We start from the raw sequence: 19,022 nt of genomic DNA on the forward strand, positions 1-19,022 counted from the left end.
CATCCACACGAGCTAAGGTTTCTAGAGCCTTAAATCGGTGTTTAAATAGACTGGCAAAGGGATTGCTTCAAGGTCTTCGGACTTTGACGTAATCCCTTTGTTGTTGGTAAAATGTACGTGAGGGGTGAATGCCAGCGATGGATGCGAAACGAGCATTAAAAGATATACAAGCAGGCCGCCCAGCACCCGTTTATTTGTGCTATGGTCCTGAGAAATATAAAATGCGCGAATTTATTCAAATTTTAACTGATTCATTAATGGGTCCTGAAGACCGGGAATTCGCTGTGAGCAAATTCGACTTGAGCGAAATGCCACTTTCATCTGCGTTAGATGATGCGGAAACCTTGCCATTTATGGTGCCAAAGAAGCTTGTCATTGCCAAAAATGCTTTGTTTTTCACAGGAGCAAAGGAAAATACGAAGCTGGAGCACAATTTGGATCGCTTGACTGCTTATTTGAAATCACCCGCGGAGCATACAGTTGTTGTATTCACAGTGGATGCGGATAAATTGGACGAGCGTAAAAAGATTGTAAAAGCGTTGAAGGACATGGAAGCCGCTGTGCCGTTCCTTTCCTTGAGCCCTGAGGAACTGACTCAATGGGTAGCCAAACAAGCTAGTACGCTAGGTTTTACGTTCTCTGGTGGCGCAGCAGATCAGTTGATTCTGTACACCAGTGGAAATTTGCAATCGTTATCAGCTGAGTTAGAGAAGATTTCATTGTATGTTGGAGCCGCAGGTGAAGCGACGACAGACATTATTGATCAATTGGTCGCTCGGAGCACCGAACAGAACGTATTTATCCTTATTGAGGATATCGTGAATGTGCGATTAGAACGGGCATTCGTGATTTTAGAGGAGCTCTTAAAGCAGCGTGAGGAGCCGATCAAAATTGCTTCGCTCATTGCGAGACAGTTCAGAATCATGCTGCAGGTCAAAGAGCTTGGGAAGCAAGGCTACTCGCAGCAGCAGATGGCCTCACAGATTGGTTTGCATCCTTTTGCGGTTAAAGTGGCGGAAGGACAAGCGCGGAAGTACGATGGGGAGAAGCTGAGCCGGATCATGGGCGAACTGGCTGATCTCGATTTGCAAATGAAAACAGGAAAAATCGATAAGGTATTAGGGTTGGAATTGTTCCTTCTTAGGCTGGCTGCCTAAGAAGTGAAATGAAAAAAGACTAATTCTCCAAGGAGGATTAGTCTTTTGCTTTATGTCCGTGTATTACGCTTGAGCCGTAAGAGCGTTTAGCTTTTTAGCTAGACGGGACTTCTTGCGGTTAGCGGCATTTTTATGAATTAAACCTTTAGAAGCAGCTTTGTCTAATTTCTTAGAAGCAGAAACTAGAGCTTCCGGGGTTAAAGCTGTTTCGAAAGCTTTCACAGCAGTACGCAAAGCGGACTTGTGGGAAGCGTTGCGAAGACGACGCTTTTCGCTAACTTTTACTCGTTTAATAGCGGATTTAATGTTTGGCATGAAATTCACCTCCTACTTACAAAACACGTTCAACGTTACATTTGTATGTTTGCTGACAACTTTAAGTATTCTACCACGCAATATTTCAAAATGCAAGAGCTGTCAATAGGTTTTCAGTGGTCTTCCTCTCTGTATAAGGGGTTGTAATCTGTCACACAATAAGCAAAATCATTTCTATATTTGGAGAAAGGGGACTGTCAATGGACTTAGGCTCATTTAATACACAAACCGATCTTGCACTTGATGCAAGGGATATGGTCCACGCAGCCAATCAGGGACAGCCGATTCCGGGGATTGAACAGGAGTTTACACGGGAGAACGGCATCCGCGTCACCAAAATTAACGTCCTAAACGAAGAAGGGTCCAAGGCACTTGGCAAGATGCTTGGTCATTATATAACCATTGAAGTACCTGCATTGAGGGAGAAAGACAGTCAACTCCAAGATCGCGTTGCGACAAAGTTAGCTCAGGAGTTTGAGCAGTTTTTGCGGCAAGTCGGTATTCCGAAGAATGCGAAAGCCCTTATTATTGGACTGGGTAATGGCAATGTAACTCCCGATGCCTTAGGCCCATTAGTTGTTGAGAATATTATGGTGACACGTCATTACTTTGAGCTGGTTCCTGAGGATGTAAGCCCAGGATATCGTGCTGTGAGTGCCGTAGCTCCCGGTGTTCTAGGCACAACGGGGATTGAAAGCAGCGATATCGTGCAAGGGATTGTAGATAAGTCTAAGCCTGATTTCATCATCGCCATCGATGCGCTTGCCTCAAGATCCTTGGATCGTGTTAACACGACCATTCAAATTGCGGATACGGGCATCCACCCGGGATCTGGTATCGGCAACAAGCGCAAAGGCTTGACGAAGGAGCAACTGGGTATTCCAGTTATTGCGATTGGCGTCCCAACCGTTGTGTATGCCTCAACGATTGTTAATAATGCTTTTGATCTTATGCAGAAGCATTTCAGCGGTCAAACGAGCAATACGGGACAAATATTTGGGCTTCTGGACAATATCAATGAGGATGAGCGTTTACAGCTAGTGAAAGAAGTGCTAAACCCTGTAGGACACGATCTGCTCGTTACTCCGAAGGAAATCGACCAGTTCATTGAGGACATAGCGAATATTATTGCCAGCGGCTTGAATGCAGCTTTACATGACGCGGTGGATGTCGATAACGTAGCTGCCTATACGCATTAAATGCATGGAACAGAACTGGTCCGCTAAGTGGGGCAGTTCTTTTTGCCGTTTCAGCATCCTGCCCGAGATTAGCTTTAGACATCAACATAGCAAACGATCCTCCTAATTTCTTCTCTATCAAAAAAAGCTAGCGAAACTAGTTCTATCGTTCGGGCTCGTTTCATAGATTGTATTAAGATAGTTTAGGAGGCATGGAGACTATGAAATGGACATCAGCCACATGGAATTTCAGCCAAGTTCGCAAAACCTTTCAGAGCGCCAGTTCCGTCGGGAAAACGTTTATGGTTCTCAGCACCTCGACCTTAGCTCTTTTCGTTCTCATTGGGCTGGGTGGCGTCCTGCAAAGTAAGTTAATGACCACCTCACCAGTTTCTTCTATGAAAGGTCTAGCCGCGTCCGTCACGAATCAGTTTTTCATCGATATGCTGGGTATGGAAGTCCCTCATTTAAATAAGGATCAGAAAAAGTTCACATTCTCCCAGCACAACGTGTTTCACTTCGCTTTTCAAATGATGACGGATATTAATCCAAGTGATCCCAAAAGTTTAGTCGCAAGTGAAGTGCCTGGCATGGATTTGAATAAATCGACGGTGTTGGTGAAAGGCAGCGATTCGAATCCAAGTGCTCCTTATGATCTGAATCCAGGATCTAATAATTTGGAGGCAGAAGCCAAATTTCCGCTCCCATCGCCATCTGTGGAACCAACGCCTATCAGCAGTACACCTCCAGCTCCAAGTGTTACTGGTCAACCACCGAAAACAGCAGGAGATAACATCGCATTTATTTATCAAACACATAGTAATGAGTCATTCCTACCAGAGCTTAAAGGTGTGACAGACCCAGATAAGGCCTACAGTGATAAAGTGAATATCATCTCGGTTGGTCAACGGCTGGCTCAAAACCTCGAAAGGGACGGCATTGGTGCTGTGCATTCCTCTACAGTTTATCCTAGCACTGTCAAAGGTTTTGAATATCCGTACTCGTACAAATACTCTGCCAAAACGCTGCAGGAAGCGATGGCTTCTCATAAGGATTTACAATACTTTTTCGATATTCATCGGGACTCTGCAGCGCGTAATAAAACAACTGCAACCATTGATGGCAAAGATGTTGCTCAGGTGTATTTTATAATTGGGGGAAAAAACCCAAACTGGAAAAAGAACGAGGAATTTGCGAGCAAAATTCACCAAGTGCTTGAAGAAAAGCACCCTGGCGTATCGAAGGGGATTCATGCGAAAGAAGCAAGCGAGGGCAATGGCTTGTACAACCAAAACATTTCACCTAACAGCATTTTGATAGAGGTTGGCGGTCCTTACAACACCCTAGAGGAATGCTATCGGACGACAGACTGGCTGGCGGAAGCGATCTCGGAAGTTATTTTGAACGCGAAAAAAGTAGATGCACCTGCTGTTCCGCCAAAGAATTCATAATGGCAACTACGTTGAACCATGAAATGAATGCAACTTAATGAATAGCTACGAATAAAGCTAAGGAGGCATGGAAGGTGAGGCTGAGACACTTTTATATCAAGGTTGGTTTGTTTGGTTTACTGCTGCTGTTCTGTATCTTATTCGGCGTCAGTCTGGCATCAAGCGGCATGGAACGAATAGAAGGTCCTCAGCCTTCCTCCAAAGCAACTCTGCAAGTGGCACCAACGAAAGCACCAGGCAAAGTAACTACAACTGTTGCGAACGCAACACCTGTGCCAGCCGTGAAAAACACTGCTGTTAAAGATACAACCGTTAAAGATACAACCGTTAAAGCCAAACCACCTGCTGAGCAGAAAGCTGATCCTGTCGCAATTCAAGATAATTCATTAAACCGTGTTGGGAATAAATTGGGCGAGCTTTTACAGATAACTGCGCATCACGGCATTAGATTATTTATTTCCTTGTTTGATGCTGTTTTAGGCAAAGGCTAGGTGTGCATTGCTCCGACTTCCCACAACTGCTATAATGAAAATTATTTGCATGTAGTGGGGGTTAGTCTTTAGCATGACGGACATTCGAGAAAGACAACAAAGAATTCGCAACTTTTCAATTATCGCTCATATCGATCACGGTAAATCAACACTAGCTGATCGCATTCTGGAATATACAGGTGCATTGTCTTCACGCGAAATGCAAGAGCAAGTTCTCGACCAGATGGATTTGGAGCGCGAACGGGGGATTACCATCAAGCTTCAAGCGGTGAGATTGGCTTACCGCGCAGATGATGGTGTAGATTATATCCTAAACTTGATTGATACACCAGGACACGTAGACTTTACCTATGAGGTATCACGAAGCCTTGCTGCTTGTGAAGGCGCATTATTGGTTGTAGATGCAGCCCAAGGGATTGAGGCTCAAACACTAGCGAACGTGTATCTTGCACTGGAAAATAATTTAGAAATATTACCTGTCATTAATAAAATCGATTTACCAAGTGCAGACCCGGATAAAGTAAAGCAAGAGATCGAAGATGTGATCGGACTTGACGCTAGTGATGCTGTGCATGCTTCAGCCAAAGCGGGTATTGGTATTAAAGAGATCATTGAGCAAATTTGCTTGAAGGTACCGGCTCCTCAAGGTAATCCTGACGGACCGCTCAAGGCCTTGATTTTCGACTCCCATTACGATAGCTACAAAGGCGTAATCGTGTATGTGCGTGTTGTGGACGGTTCGATCAAAGCAGGCTCCAAAATCAAAATGATGGCGACGAACAAAGTGTTTGAAGTTATCGAGGTTGGTGCGTTCAAACCTAGGATGTCGTCTGTTCCATCCCTTGAGGTTGGCGATGTAGGTTTTATTGTTGCCGGTATTAAAAATGTCGGAGACACCCGTGTCGGTGACACCGTTACGGAAGCGGACCGTCCTTCACCGGATGCATTGCCAGGTTACCGTCGGATTAATCCAATGGTGTTCTGCGGATTGTATCCGATTGAAACCACCGATTACAACGATCTTCGTGAAGCTCTGCAAAAGCTTGAACTGAATGACGCATCCTTGCGTTTTGAGCCTGAAACATCAACTGCTCTTGGTTTCGGCTTCCGTTGTGGATTCTTAGGCCTTCTTCATATGGAGATCATTCAAGAACGGATCGAGCGTGAATTCAACATTCCGTTGATTACAACGGCGCCAAGCGTTATTTATCGGATTACATTAACCAATGGCGATGTGATGGAGATTGATAATCCATCGAATTACCCGGATCCGCAGCGTATTGACTTTGTTGAAGAGCCTTATGTGAAAGCTTCGGTTATCGTACCAAACGATTATGTTGGAACGATAATGGAGCTTTGCCAAGGTAAACGCGGCGAATACTTGAACATGGAATACTTGGATACCAATCGCGTAACATTGACGTATGAGATTCCGTTATCAGAGATCGTCTACGATTTCTTCGATATGTTGAAATCACGGACGAAGGGCTATGCTTCCTTTGACTATGAAGTTAGCGGCTACAAGAAATCCAATCTGGTGAAAATGGATATCTTGCTCAACTCAGAGCAAGTGGATGCACTTTCCTTCATCGTTCACAGAGATACAGCCTATCACCGTGGTAAAATTATTTGTGATAAGCTGAAAGAACTCATCCCGCGGCAAATGTTTGAAGTGCCGATTCAAGCGGCAATTGGACAGAAGATTGTGGCGCGTGAGACGGTTAAAGCGATGCGTAAAAACGTACTTGCCAAGTGTTACGGCGGGGACATATCGCGTAAGCGTAAATTGTTAGACAAGCAAAAAGAAGGTAAGAAACGCATGAAGCAGGTCGGCAGCGTAGAAGTACCGCAAGAAGCGTTCATGGCTGTTCTGAAAATCGACGAATAGATGTTAGAACGAAAAGCTGGGGTGGCAGCGTACGCTGTCCCTTGGCTTTTTCTCCATTGTGAACCATAGAAAGGAATACCCCTTATGTTAGTAACTTATACAACGCCTACAGCGGTGTACATTCATATCCCCTTTTGTACAAATAAATGTCATTATTGCGATTTCAATTCGTACGTGCTCAAAGGTCAGCCCGTTATGGAATATCTAGACGCACTTGAGCGCGAAATAGAGCTTACGGTACGTAACCATCCACCTCAGAAAGTGGAGACGATATTCGTCGGCGGAGGAACGCCAACCGTGCTGCTTCCCGATCAAATGGAACGATTCTTGCGAATCGTACGCACATATTTCCCAGCTGACAGTGCGGAAGTCGAATTCTCGATGGAAGCCAATCCGGGGACAACGGACGAAGATAAGCTGGCTGTGATGAAAGCTGGCGGCGTGAATCGCATAAGCTTTGGGGTGCAATCTTTTAACAATGACATCCTGGCTGCGATCGGCCGCATTCACAATACAGATGACGTTCACAGAAGTATCGCTAATGCAAAGAAGCTAGGCTTCGATAATTTATCCATCGACCTGATGTTCGGGCTTCCGAAGCAAACGGTGGATATTATGCAAGCTACTTTAGATGAGGCGCTGTCACTCGATTTGCAGCATTATTCAATTTATAGCTTGAAAGTAGAAGAAAACACTTTGTTCCACACCTTATTTAATAAAAATCAGTTGCCTCTCCCAAGTGAAGATGAGGAAGTCGATATGTATGAGCTCATCATGCGTAGGTTGGAGGGAGCTGGTTATAAGCAATATGAAATCAGTAATTTTGCTAAACCAGGTCGCGAGAGCCGACACAATACGATGTATTGGCGCAATCGCTCCTACTATGGACTAGGTGCTGGGGCACACGGGTATATGAATGGTCAGCGCCATGTGAATGTGAAGGGTATTCAACCTTACATTGACGCAACGAAGCTTGGGTTACCGATCATGGAGCAATTCGAAGTTACGCCGCAAGAAGCTATGGAAGACTTTATGATGGTTGGCTTGCGCTTGCTTGAGGGAGTTCGCAATAAGGATTTCATGGATCAGTTCGGGATTACGATTGAATCTCAATTTGGAGCTACGCTTCAGGGATGGTTGACAAAAGGTCTGCTTGAACAAACAAACGAAGGGTATCGTTTGTCTAAACATGGCATTCTACTCGGTAATGAAGTGTTCGCTTCTTTCCTGACATAAGACGGAACCTTTGAGCAAAAAACGCTTGTGCATTTATACGTATTGTTGTATATTTATACATGAATCCACAAGCGAAACAGCGGAAAGCCGCAGGGCGCTAGCGTGGCTTTTATGCATTTTTGTGCGAATGGTGGGTGGGGAAGCGTGAATACATCAACTACGGTGTCCGTAAGAAAAGCTTCGGTGGATGATATCGATAAGCTTTTTGAAATTATACAGGGGTATGCCAAGCAAGGCATCATGCTGCCGCGGAGCAGGGAAATGCTCCAAGACCAAATTGATACTTTTGTTGTCGCTGAATTTGACGGCTTATTGATTGGCTGCGGTTCGTTGACGAGGTTGGGTCCAGATCTTGTTGAGATTCGCTCACTGGGGATGACGCCTGGCTACAAGGGTCAAGGAATCGGCGGCAAGCTCGTAAATTTCTTAGTTGAAGAGGCAAGAAGCCAAGGAATTATTAAAGTTATGGCACTTACTTACGAGGTTGCATTTTTCCAAAAAAACGGCTTTACACTCGTTCCGAAGGAGATTTTTCCGGAGAAGGTTTGGAGAGACTGTATGCATTGCAAAAAACAGTATTGTTGCGACGAAATCGCCGTACTTAAACGTTTGGATTGACTTGACAACAGACCTTAGGGTCTGTTATTTTTGTATTAGGATTTAGCACTCACTAAATACGAGTGCTAACGAAGTGGCAAATAGTGAGAAGTGAGGAGGAGGGGTACTCATGTTGACAGAGCGCCAACGCATGATTTTAAGTGCAATCATTGATGATTACGTTCGTTCAGCGGAGCCAATTGGTTCGCGAAGTATTTCGAAGCGTGGGAATGTTGGGTTTAGTCCAGCAACGATACGTAACGAAATGTCTGATCTCGAAGAAATGGGCTATCTTGAGCAACCTCATACGTCCGCAGGTCGTATTCCTTCACACAAAGGTTATCGCTATTATGTCGATCATTTGTTGAAGCACGGCTCCTTGCATAGTCATGATTTGGACTCCATGAAGGGTGCTTTTGCAGAACGTATTCAAGAGATGGAAGGTGTTATCCAGCACGTTGCTGGTATGCTATCAAGTCTTACGAATTACACGTCTATTGTGCTCGGTCCTGAGGTTTTTAGCACGACCTTAAAGCATATCCAAATCATCCCGATATCGGATACAACAGCTGTTGCAATCCTAGTGATGAATACAGGACATGTTGAAAATAAGACTGTAACGATACCTGACGGAATTCCGATGTCGGAAATCGAGAAGGTCGTGAATATTTTGAACACACGACTTAAGAATGTGCCATTAGTTCAGTTTAAGTCGAAGCTTTACAATGAGATTTCTAATGAATTAAGCAAATATGTCACTGGGTATCAAGAGCTGCTTGGTTTGGTGGAGAGTGTACTACAAAGTGATGAGAAGGACCGTGTTTTCCTAAGTGGGATGACGAATATGTTAACTCAGCCGGAATTCAAAGATGTGGAGAAAGTGAAGAGCATTTTTGATCTGCTGGAAGAAGCACCGACCCTGATCAAATTATTTACACCGTCAAATGAAGGCATTGAGATTAAAATTGGTGCTGAAAATAGTATTGAAGCGATATCGAATTGCAGCTTAATCACCGCATCCTATTCCATTGGCGGTACGCCGCTTGGTACGATTGGTATTTTGGGACCTACCCGGATGGAATACGGTAGAGTTATCGGTTTGATGGAGCATCTATCGAAGCATATGGAATTGGTCCTAGGACGTTGGTATGGCAAATGACAGGAGTCAAACCTATGCACGGTGAAGGTGAAGAACGCTATTCCACATTAGTAAATAATGCGGCCGCTGTAAGAGCGATCTGTTCAGCCGTTGAAGGAACACTAGGTCCTAAAGGACTAGATACGATGCTGGTCGGCGGCCAAGGCGATGTCATTATTACTAATGATGGTGTTACCATATTAGAAAAGATGGATGTTACCCATCCTGCTGCCAGGCTGATGATTCAAGTCGCTCGCAGTCAACAACGCCAGATTGGCGATGGCACTACAACGGCGACTGTCCTTGCCGGTGCGATGGTGCAGGAAGGCGTTGCACAGGTTACTAGAGGCGTTCCAGTAGCAAAAGTTGTCACAGGCATGCTGCAAGGCATTGAATTAGCTGTTGCGAGTTTACAGAACCGCAGTCGTGCTATTGTGAGCCTAGCGGATCGAGCGCTGCATCGGATTGCTTATACGGCTGGAAGAGAACAGACAGACATTGCTAAGCTTATCATTAAAGCGGCTGAAGCTGTCGGTGAAGAGAAACTTCGCGAAGAAGGCTATCGATTCGCGGACAGCGTGCTCGCTCATGAAGAAGCGAGCAGTGAGGTCTGGACCGGCATTCTGCTGAATCAGAAGCCGATGAACCTGCATCTTGAGCATGAGCGCCGAGATGCTCGCATCCTCGTGCTGCATGATGCTCTGGAGCCTGAGGCGGTCAGCGAGGAATCGCTGGTCACCGAGGCAGGCTTCCAGCGCTACATGCAGCTCAGGGAGCTTTTCCGCAGCAGCCTCGGCTCGCTGCTGGAGCTTGGCGTCGGTCTGATCGCATCAGACCGTGGGGTTGACCCTGAGGCGGAGCAGTTCTGCTCCGACCATGGCATTCTCGTGCTGCAGCGGCTGTCCCGCAGGGACCTGCAGCTGCTGAGCGAGCACACCGGCGCTAGGCCGGTGCGGCGCACGGCGCTGCGCAAGAGCGCGCCGGAGCTGAGCGCTGCGCTCGGCCACGCGGGCTATGCCGCGTATGACGAGCGGTTAGAGCGCGTGCGCGTGGCGCAGGGTCACGGTGAGCAGCACGTGACCGTGATTGTCGGCGCCGCGACGCGCGAAGCGGCGCATGAGCGCTCGCGCATCGCGAAGGATGCTGCGTCAGCCGTCCAAGCCGCCGTGCGCGGCGGGTACTTGCCCGGCGGCGGCGCAGCGGAGATGGCCGTCGCGTACGATCTAGAACGTGTGCGCGAGACGATGAAGGGCATGGAAGGCTTTGGTGTGGCCGCTGTCGCGGGGGCACTGCGCAAGCCATTGTCACAAATCGTCGTGAACGCAGGCTACAATCCGCTCGAGAAGGTTGAAGAGCTGAAAGCAGCCCAGCTTGCACAGGATACGGACAGCCTAGGGATCGATTGCGATACGGGGCTGATCACGGATTTCGTGGAGGCGGGGATCATGGATCCGACAGATGTGAAAATTCACGCGCTGCAAGCGGCTGGTGAAGTAGCTGCCGCGGTACTGCGTATCCATACAGTGATTAAGATGAAGCAGCCTTTTGAAGAGAACTAAAGATGGGCAAACTAAACCCAAATAAGTCGTGTATTATGTTTAGGAGGTGAAGGACAATTGAGTACTGGAGATAATAAAACAGTCGAACAAGACATTAACACTACATACGCAGCCGACAACGAAGCAACGACTGGAGAAGCTGAGGTTGTTGACAACGTAGAAGTTTCCGAGGAAGCTACTGTATCGAGCGAATTGGAACAGGCGCGTATGCAAGCCGAAGAAAACTATCAGCGTTTATTACGCGTTCAAGCGGACTTCGACAACTTCCGTCGCCGTGCAAGAGCGGAGAAAGAAGATTTCGCGAAATACGCTTCGCTAAAATTGATTGAACAGCTATTACCGATTGTGGATAACTTTGATCGCGCGCTGTCTTCAAGCAAAGAGACGAAGGATTTCGACGCATTGGTGAAAGGCTTAGATATGACGTACCGCGGCATCGATCAACTATTAACTGCTGAAGGGCTTAAGCCTATCGAGGCAGTTGGCCAACCATTCAATCCAGAATTCCATCAAGCTGTTATGCAAGTGGAATCAGAGGAGCATGAAGAAGGTATCGTCGTTGAAGAATTACAAAAAGGCTATATCTTGAAAGACAAGGTCATCCGACCTGCAATGGTGAAAGTTAGCGTATAAGGGATATTATCTTTTTTAAATAAACTAATGAAGTTCCTATGGGACATAAGGAGGCATCTTTACATGAGTAAAGTAATTGGTATTGACTTAGGTACTACAAATTCTTGCGTTGCCGTTATGGAAGGCGGAGAAGCCGTCGTAATTCCAAATCCAGAAGGTAATCGTACAACCCCATCCGTTGTAGGTTTCAAAAAGGATGGCGAGCGTGTTGTTGGTGAAACAGCAAAGCGTCAAGCGATCACAAACCCTGATAAAACAATCAGCTCCATCAAGCGTCATATCGGTACGAACCACAAAGAGCACATTGATGGCAAAGACTACACGCCACAAGAGATCTCTGCAATTATCCTGCAAAAGCTTAAAGCTGATGCGGAAGCTTACCTAGGCCAAACGGTTACTCAAGCGGTAATCACAGTTCCTGCTTACTTCAATGATAGCCAACGTCAAGCAACGAAGGATGCTGGTAAAATTGCCGGTCTTGAAGTTCTTCGTATCGTTAACGAGCCTACGGCTGCTGCACTTGCTTACGGTTTGGAGAAAACAGAAGATCAAACAATTCTCGTTTATGACCTTGGTGGCGGTACGTTTGACGTATCCATCCTTGAGCTAGGCGATGGTTTCTTCGAAGTTAAAGCAACAAGCGGCGACAACAAATTGGGTGGCGACGACTTTGACCAAGTTGTTATGGATTATCTCGTAGCTGAATTCAAAAAAGAGCAAGGCATTGACCTTTCCAAAGATAAAGCTGCAGTACAACGTTTGAAAGATGCTGCTGAAAAAGCGAAAAAAGAACTTTCCGGTGTTTTGACAACGACAGTTTCCCTTCCGTTCATCACGGTAGCAGACGGCGTGCCTCAGCATTTGGAGTTGAACATGACTCGTGCGAAGTTCGATGAACTTACTTCAGGACTTGTTGAAAGAACACTTGGACCAACTCGCCAAGCACTACAGGATTCAGGTTTGTCCACAAGCCAAATCGACAAAGTTGTTCTAGTTGGTGGATCCACACGTATTCCAGCGGTTGTAGAAGCGATCAAGAAATTGATTGGTAAAGAGCCTCACAAAGGTGTAAACCCGGATGAAGTTGTTGCCCTTGGTGCAGCTGTTCAAGCTGGTGTTTTGACAGGTGAAGTGAAAGACGTTGTTCTTCTTGACGTAACACCACTTTCCCTTGGTATCGAAACAGCAGGCGGCGTATTCACGAAAATGATCGACCGCAACACAACAATTCCAACAACGAAATCCCAAGTGTACTCCACTTATGCAGATAACCAAACTAGCGTTGAGATTCACGTGCTTCAAGGTGAGCGCTCCATGGCTAGCGGTAACAAAACACTTGGCCGTTTCATGCTAGGTGACATTCCTCCAGCTCCACGCGGCGTACCGCAAATCGAAGTTAGCTTCGATATCGATGCGAACGGTATCGTTAACGTGTCTGCTTTGGATAAAGGTACAGGCAAAAGCCAAAAAATCACAATCACATCCTCCAGCGGCTTGAGCGATGCGGAAGTTGAACAAATGGTGAAGGATGCGGAAGCGCATGCTGAGGAAGATCGCGCACGTAAAGAGCTTGTAGAAGCTCGTAACGAAGCTGATCAATTGGTATACTCCGTTGACAAAACAATCAAAGATCTTGGCGACAAAGTTGACCAAGGCGAGATCGACAAAGCAAATGCAGCGAAAGAGAAAGTAACGGCAGCTCTTGCTGGCAACGATCTTGAAACGATCAAAAAAGCAACTGAAGAATTGACAGAAGTGATCCAACAGCTTTCTGTTAAATTATATGAGCAAGCTTCACAAGCTCAAGGTCCTGATGCTAATGCTGGCGCAGGCGAAGCTCCAAAAGGCAGAGAAAATGTTGTGGACGCTGACTACGAAGTGGTTGACGAACCTAAAAAATAAACATATTCTAACTAAATAGAAGTTTAAAGAAGTCTTTTAAACACTGTTTGTTATTAATTAACGTAAGAGTCAAAGCCAAGAGGAGGTTTCTCCGTGGCTTTGACTTTCCGTTTGTAGTCTTGAACATGGGAGTGGAACAAGTGAGTAAACGTGATTATTACGAGGTGTTAGGTCTCGGGAAGAATGCTTCACAGGAAGAGATCAAGAAAGCTTACCGTAAATTGGCACGTCAATATCACCCTGACGTGAATAAAGCAGCAGACGCAGAAGATAAGTTCAAAGAAGCGAAGGACGCGTATGATGTTCTGAGCGATGATCAGAAACGTAGTCAGTATGATCAATTCGGACACGTAGATCCTAATCAAGGCATGGGCGGCCAAGACTTCAGCGGTGGCTTCGGGGATATCTTTGATATGTTCTTTGGCGGCGGCGGCGGTGGTAATCGTCGTAATCCGAATGCGCCGCAACGCGGTAACGATTTGCAATACACGATGCAGGTGGAATTCAAAGAAGCCATTTTCGGTAAAGAAACGGATATCAACATCCCGCGTACTGAAAATTGTGATACGTGTCATGGTTCAGGTGCTAAGGCAGGAACGAAACCAGAGACATGTGGCGGCTGTCACGGCAGCGGACAACAGGAAGTGGTACAGAATACAGCGTTTGGCCGTATTGTGAACCGCCGCGTTTGTACATCTTGTAATGGTTCCGGTAAAATCATCAAAGAAAAATGCGGAACCTGTCATGGCGCTGGTAAAGTGAAGAAAACGCGCACCATTCACATTAAGATTCCAGCAGGTGTGGATGATGGCGCTCAGCTTCGCGTTTCTGGTGAGGGTGAAGGTGGAACACGTGGAGGCCCATCTGGAGACCTTTACGTCGTTATTCGCGTGAAGTCTCATGAGTTCTTCCAACGTGAAGGCAACGATGTCTACTGTGAAGTTCCTTTGACTTTCATGCAGGCAGCGCTAGGTGATGAGATTGAAATCCCAACGCTTACCGAGAAAGTGAAGTTGAAGATCCCAGCGGGTACACAAACCGACACGTATTTCCGTCTTAAAGGCAAAGGCGTTCCGCATCTTCGCGGATTTGGTCAAGGTGATCAGCACGTCAAGGTCATCGTAATGACACCGACTAACCTGTCTGAAGACCAGAAGGATTTGCTGCGTCAATTCGGCAAGCAAAGCGGCGAGCATACGCATGAGCAGAGCCAGTCTATTTTTGAACGTATGAAAAGAGCCTTCTTAGGTGACTAGATAGTTGCCACCGGCACTTCAAAGGAGAAGGATGACAGATCAGATCTGCCATCCTTCTCCTTTGAGGTGTTTTTTGTTTTGAAAAAACTTAGGTGAACAAGCTAATAGTTTTCGCTGATTGGACAAATCCATTTAAACCGTAGAATTTAAGTGGAATAATTGTATTCTATTGGATTTTTCCAATCCAGATACCCTAAAAGGGCTGAAATTGAGGGGAAATTGAAATTACACGGGATTTATCCAATCGAAATCAATTTTCCGGGTAATTATCGAGCGTTCCAGTGGATTTATCCAATGGACATTAATTCGCGCATTCTCCCCAACTCCAACTCCAAACCCAACCCCAATTTCCAACAAACCCCATTCGACAAACGAAGTCTCATCGAAGTCTCAATTTCTCACATCCCATTGATCATCCCTTTACAAATCCTTCTATTTTTACAAAATCTTTAAATGGAATTGAATCTCTCCTAATCTATGAGCCTTATGCTAGTAAGGTGAAATACTATTTTTGGAGGGAAAACATTTGAAAAAACGGTTAAAACAAATCATGGGTTCAGGTATGGCAATCTCCTTCGTAGCACTAAGTCTAGCAGGTACAGTATCCGCAGCTGATTCAGTAACGCCAGCAGTACCGTCATCAGTTCCTTCTAAAAACTTGATTGTTCTTATTGGTGATGGGATGGGTCCAGCTGAAGTGACAGCTGCTCGTTATTACGCGAAGAAGTTTCTCAATAAAGATCATCTGGAATTAGATGGCGGCTACTATGTAGGTAAAGCAAGTACATATTCCCAACCAAGCCCTTATACAACGGAGTCAGGCGCAGTAACGGATTCTGCCGCAGCTGCTACAGCTTTCTCAACAGGGAACAAGACGTATAACAACGCGATCAGTGTTTCCAACGGCGATGTAGCTAAGCCCTTCGCTTCCATTATTGAAGCTGCGATGAAGCAAGGTAAGGCAACAGGTCTAGTATCAACAGACAACATTACGGGTGCAACTCCTGCAGTTTGGGCATCCCACGTTCGCCAACGCAGCAACCAGAACGCGATTGCTTCGCAATATTTGAACAGTGGTGTCGATGTAATCTTCGGTGGTGGAAAGATCAACTTCACGACAAAAGAAGACAAAGGGAAACGTACCGACAAAAATATCATTCCTGATTTTCAAGCCAAAGGGTACCAAACAGCTTTTGATAAAAAAGGCTTAGATGCAATCCCTGCAACGGCAGGAAAAGCGCTTGGACTTTTTGCAGACGCAGAAATTCCATACGTACTTGACCGTACGGATTCGGTTCCGAGCTTACCTCAATTATCTCAAAAAGCACTGGATATCTTAGCCCAAAATAAAAATGGCTTCGTTTTATTGGTTGAGCAAGGCCGTATTGACCACGCTGGTCACGCCAACGATCTTCCTGCCAACATTCAAGAAATGCTGGAGCTAGATGCTACGTTCAAGACTTTAGTTGATTTTGCTAAAAAAGATGGAAATACCTCTGTTGTCGTAACTGCAGATCATGAGACAGGCGGGTTGTCACTTGCAAGAGACAATGTCTATGAATTGAATGTTGATTTGTTTAGTAAAGAAAAGCATTCCTATGAGTATATTGATGGCATCTTGAAAAAAGCTCAAACGGCGGATGATATTCGTAAAATTGTAGCTGATAATATTGGCTTCACGGATCTGTCTGATGAAGAAGTTCAATTGATTTTGAATGGCGATGGTTCCTCCTACGGTCGTGGCGGCGGTTATAACGCAGTTGTGTCGAAACGGCTTGCAGTGGGTTGGACGGGGCATGGTCATACGGGTGTTGATGTCGGTGTGTGGGCATACGGTCCAATTGCTGATCTTGTAAAAGGCGATGTGGATAATACGGATATTGCTAAAAATGGTGCGAAAGTGATTGGTGCTGATTTGACAGCAGCGACCAAAGAGCTTCAAGACAAATATAGTTATCCCCTCTTTAAAGTGACACGAGATAACAAAACGTTATTTACAGCGAGATCCTTAGCCGAATCTTTAGATATTCAAGTAGCTTGGGATGAAGCAGCTCGAACAGTTACTTTTACGAAAGATAGTCAGAAAATTTCCGTTCTTGTCTCTACGGGAGCCATAACAGTGAATGGTGCAGCAAGCACATGGGTTGGCAACGTTGACAACGGTAAGCTGTACTTGCCGCTAGAAGCCTTTAACCAGTTGACTGGAAAAAGCCTCACATGGGATTCCTTTAACGAGCGTATCGTAAAAAATTAAGTTTAGGAGCAGACGGACATGGGGAGCTCCTTCCCTGTGTCCTCTTTTCTTTTGGAATCGACTGGAAGTGAGGGGTGTTTCGTATGATCAGACTGCAGGGAATATCGAAAGCATTCCAACTGCATGGACAAAGCTTGCCTATCCTGCAGGTAGCGGAGTGGCAGATACACAAAGGTGAAAGAATTGCGCTAATGGGTGCTAGCGGTTGTGGGAAGAGTACGCTGTTACATCTGCTTAGCGGTGTTCTAACGGCAGATCAGGGAGAGATATGGGTGGCTGGTCAACCCGTTCATCTTCTCGCTGAAAGTAAACGAGATCGCTTCCGGGCGGACAATATCGGTTATATATTTCAGGATTTTCATCTAATATCTTCGCTATCCGTGAGGCAGAACGTCGAATTAGTCATGCCGCGCGTCTGGACGAAGCGGGAGCGAGCTGAGAAGCTCGATGTTTGGTTAGAACGTGTAGGCTTGCAGGATCGCGGGCAGCATCTTCCGGCTCAATTATCTCGAGGTCAACAGCAGAGAGCAGCTATCATTCGGGCATTAATAACCAAGCCCCCACTCCTATTAGCGGATGAACCGACAGGCAGCTTGGATTGGGAGACGGCGAGCGAGATGATGTCACTGCTCCTAGAGATTTGCAAGGCTGAGCAATTGACGTTGCTGACGGTGACGCATGATCGGCACATCGCTGAGATGTTTCCAAAACGTGTCTACATGCAAGAGTTGAATGATTTGCTTAGGAGTGTTCCGATATGAAAGTTATCTCCCTGCTTTGGAGCCAAATATGGCATCGTAAAACCTTGTCACTTGTGACCATCTGCTCAGTGGCCGTTACAGCAGCTCTCGTTGTTTTCCTTCTGCTATGTAGTCAAGGTGTTGAAAAAGGGGCTGAGAAAGGCTACGGTCCCTTCGAAGTTACCATTGGCGCTAAGGGCAGTGCTTCGCAGCTTGCACTGAATACCTACTACCATATCAGTGCACCTACGGGGAATATACCTATTTCGATATTAGCTGATGTACGTAAAAATGAATTCGTAGAGTCGGCCTACGCCATGACCACAGGGGATAATTATAATGGGTTTCCGATTGTTGGCATGGACCCTGGATATTTCTTAACACGCTATGGCTCTGCTAAACAAATGGCTCAAGGTAATCTGTACGGAAAGCTAGGGGAGACCATCGTTGGCTCCTATGTGGCAAGCTCACTTGGGCTGCATGTGGGCGACACTTTTCGTGGTGCGCACGGTCTTATTAAGGGTTTGGAGGAAGAAGAGGAGGATGAGGAGGAACATCATCATTCTTTCGCCTACACGGTAGTGGGTATATTGCCGCCATTACACACGTCAGATGACAGAGCGGTATTTACGACTTTAGATTATGCGTGGGCTGTTCACGAAAGTGAGCAAGCAGGCGAGCATGATATCACTGCAATTCTCGTTAAACCGAATTCACTCATGGGCGCACAGTCGATCAAAACGACTTTCGCACAATACACTAATGTGCAAGCAATCTATACGAGCAAAGCAGTAGCTGATGTTGTAAATGTCGTTGATCAAGGTACACAAGCTGTGAAGTTCGTTACTGTGATCTGTATCTTGCTTGCGGCGGGATCCATTCTATTATCATTAATCGCAGCGGTACATGAACGCAAACGAGATGTCGCGCTTCTTCGTCTTATCGGGAAATCGAGGTCATTTATTTGGTTTTCATTGATGGGCGAAGGCGTCATTCTTACCTTAATTGGCTTAATTTTGGGGATAGCCCTCGGTCATACAGGTGGTTACCTTAGCCGTGATGTGGTTTTTGCGAATACAGGTCTACACATACAGGCGGGCTCTTTGTTGCCAGGAGAGTCTTTACTAGTCGTGGTAACTTTGCTAATCGCTGTTGCAGCGTCCATCGGACCTGCGATACAAGCTTACCGAGTCGATCCCTTGCAATTATTCCGGTCTTGAGGTGATG

The 19,022-nt window shown here is 46.0% G+C and carries 16 protein-coding genes; 15 read left to right on the forward strand and 1 reads right to left on the reverse strand.

Annotated features, from left to right (window positions below; translation table 11 throughout):
* The first annotated feature begins 137 nt into the window (after positions 1–137).
* Positions 138–1,157: a DNA polymerase III subunit delta gene (gene holA / locus AC58QC_RS08635; RefSeq protein ID WP_497414789.1), complete on the forward strand. Its 1,020-nt coding sequence runs from the start codon at positions 138–140 to the stop codon at positions 1,155–1,157.
* Between the two features lie 63 nt (positions 1,158–1,220).
* On the opposite strand, the gene rpsT is transcribed toward holA, so the two are convergent.
* Entirely contained in the window at positions 1,221–1,472 is a 252-nt protein-coding gene (gene rpsT, locus AC58QC_RS08640) for a 30S ribosomal protein S20 (protein ID WP_065850436.1), read from the reverse strand.
* Between the two features lie 194 nt (positions 1,473–1,666).
* On the opposite strand from rpsT, the gene gpr reads away from it, so the two are divergent.
* The 14 genes from gpr to AC58QC_RS08710 all read left to right on the forward strand — a co-directional run bounded on the left by gpr (position 1,667) and on the right by AC58QC_RS08710 (position 19,015).
* Positions 1,667–2,671 carry a GPR endopeptidase gene (gene gpr, locus AC58QC_RS08645; protein ID WP_497415157.1) on the forward strand — a complete coding sequence of 335 codons (1,005 nt, stop codon included), beginning with the start codon at positions 1,667–1,669 and terminating at the stop codon, positions 2,669–2,671.
* 200 nt (positions 2,672–2,871) lie between these two features.
* Positions 2,872–4,101, forward strand: coding sequence for a stage II sporulation protein P (spoIIP, locus tag AC58QC_RS08650; RefSeq protein ID WP_497414790.1), 1,230 nt, complete (start codon positions 2,872–2,874; stop codon positions 4,099–4,101).
* Positions 4,102–4,175: 74 nt separating this feature from the next.
* Positions 4,176–4,592 (forward strand): DUF3679 domain-containing protein, encoded by a 417-nt coding sequence (locus AC58QC_RS08655; RefSeq protein ID WP_497414791.1) that lies wholly within the window; start codon positions 4,176–4,178, stop codon positions 4,590–4,592.
* Between the two features lie 73 nt (positions 4,593–4,665).
* On the forward strand, positions 4,666–6,480 hold the full coding sequence (gene lepA, locus AC58QC_RS08660) for a translation elongation factor 4 (RefSeq protein ID WP_497414792.1): 1,815 nt from the start codon (positions 4,666–4,668) through the stop codon (positions 6,478–6,480).
* A gap of 84 nt (positions 6,481–6,564) precedes the next feature.
* Positions 6,565–7,716 (forward strand): radical SAM family heme chaperone HemW, encoded by a 1,152-nt coding sequence (hemW, locus tag AC58QC_RS08665; RefSeq protein ID WP_497414793.1) that lies wholly within the window; start codon positions 6,565–6,567, stop codon positions 7,714–7,716.
* 144 nt (positions 7,717–7,860) lie between these two features.
* Positions 7,861–8,334, forward strand: a complete 474-nt coding sequence (locus AC58QC_RS08670) for an N-acetyltransferase (protein ID WP_497414794.1) — start codon at positions 7,861–7,863, stop codon at positions 8,332–8,334.
* Positions 8,335–8,443: 109 nt separating this feature from the next.
* Positions 8,444–9,472 (forward strand): heat-inducible transcriptional repressor HrcA, encoded by a 1,029-nt coding sequence (gene hrcA / locus AC58QC_RS08675; protein ID WP_497414795.1) that lies wholly within the window; start codon positions 8,444–8,446, stop codon positions 9,470–9,472.
* A gap of 14 nt (positions 9,473–9,486) precedes the next feature.
* On the forward strand, positions 9,487–11,010 hold the full coding sequence (locus AC58QC_RS08680; protein ID WP_497414796.1) for a TCP-1/cpn60 chaperonin family protein: 1,524 nt from the start codon (positions 9,487–9,489) through the stop codon (positions 11,008–11,010).
* A gap of 57 nt (positions 11,011–11,067) precedes the next feature.
* Positions 11,068–11,643 carry a nucleotide exchange factor GrpE gene (grpE, locus tag AC58QC_RS08685; RefSeq protein WP_497414797.1) on the forward strand — a complete coding sequence of 192 codons (576 nt, stop codon included), beginning with the start codon at positions 11,068–11,070 and terminating at the stop codon, positions 11,641–11,643.
* Between the two features lie 63 nt (positions 11,644–11,706).
* Complete coding sequence (gene dnaK, locus AC58QC_RS08690; RefSeq protein ID WP_497414798.1) at positions 11,707–13,545, forward strand: molecular chaperone DnaK; 1,839 nt, start codon at positions 11,707–11,709, stop codon at positions 13,543–13,545.
* Between the two features lie 125 nt (positions 13,546–13,670).
* The gene (dnaJ, locus tag AC58QC_RS08695) at positions 13,671–14,801 is read left to right on the forward strand and encodes a molecular chaperone DnaJ (RefSeq protein ID WP_497414799.1); all 1,131 of its coding nucleotides are present in this window, start codon (positions 13,671–13,673) and stop codon (positions 14,799–14,801) included.
* Between the two features lie 526 nt (positions 14,802–15,327).
* Positions 15,328–17,055, forward strand: a complete 1,728-nt coding sequence (locus AC58QC_RS08700; protein ID WP_497414800.1) for an alkaline phosphatase — start codon at positions 15,328–15,330, stop codon at positions 17,053–17,055.
* 83 nt (positions 17,056–17,138) lie between these two features.
* Entirely contained in the window at positions 17,139–17,816 is a 678-nt protein-coding gene (locus AC58QC_RS08705) for an ABC transporter ATP-binding protein (RefSeq protein WP_497414801.1), read from the forward strand.
* Entirely contained in the window at positions 17,813–19,015 is a 1,203-nt protein-coding gene (locus AC58QC_RS08710) for an ABC transporter permease (RefSeq protein WP_497414802.1), read from the forward strand. Before AC58QC_RS08705 ends, AC58QC_RS08710 begins: the two co-directional genes overlap by 4 nt.
* The last annotated feature ends 7 nt before the right edge of the window (positions 19,016–19,022 follow it).

It is taken from the genome of Paenibacillus sp. J22P51, from assembly GCF_059692215.1.

Coding starts and splice junctions, on each gene's coding strand:
- lepA (WP_497414792.1), top strand. CDS start 4,666: ATGACGGACATTCGAGAAAGACAACAAAGAATTCGCAACTTTTCAATT.
- spoIIP (WP_497414790.1), top strand. CDS start 2,872: ATGAAATGGACATCAGCCACATGGAATTTCAGCCAAGTTCGCAAAACC.
- AC58QC_RS08680 (WP_497414796.1), top strand. CDS start 9,487: ATGCACGGTGAAGGTGAAGAACGCTATTCCACATTAGTAAATAATGCG.
- AC58QC_RS08705 (WP_497414801.1), top strand. CDS start 17,139: ATGATCAGACTGCAGGGAATATCGAAAGCATTCCAACTGCATGGACAA.
- AC58QC_RS08710 (WP_497414802.1), top strand. CDS start 17,813: ATGAAAGTTATCTCCCTGCTTTGGAGCCAAATATGGCATCGTAAAACC.
- dnaJ (WP_497414799.1), top strand. CDS start 13,671: ATGGGAGTGGAACAAGTGAGTAAACGTGATTATTACGAGGTGTTAGGT.
- holA (WP_497414789.1), top strand. CDS start 138: ATGGATGCGAAACGAGCATTAAAAGATATACAAGCAGGCCGCCCAGCA.
- hemW (WP_497414793.1), top strand. CDS start 6,565: ATGTTAGTAACTTATACAACGCCTACAGCGGTGTACATTCATATCCCC.
- rpsT (WP_065850436.1), bottom strand. CDS start 1,472: ATGCCAAACATTAAATCCGCTATTAAACGAGTAAAAGTTAGCGAAAAG.
- hrcA (WP_497414795.1), top strand. CDS start 8,444: ATGTTGACAGAGCGCCAACGCATGATTTTAAGTGCAATCATTGATGAT.
- dnaK (WP_497414798.1), top strand. CDS start 11,707: ATGAGTAAAGTAATTGGTATTGACTTAGGTACTACAAATTCTTGCGTT.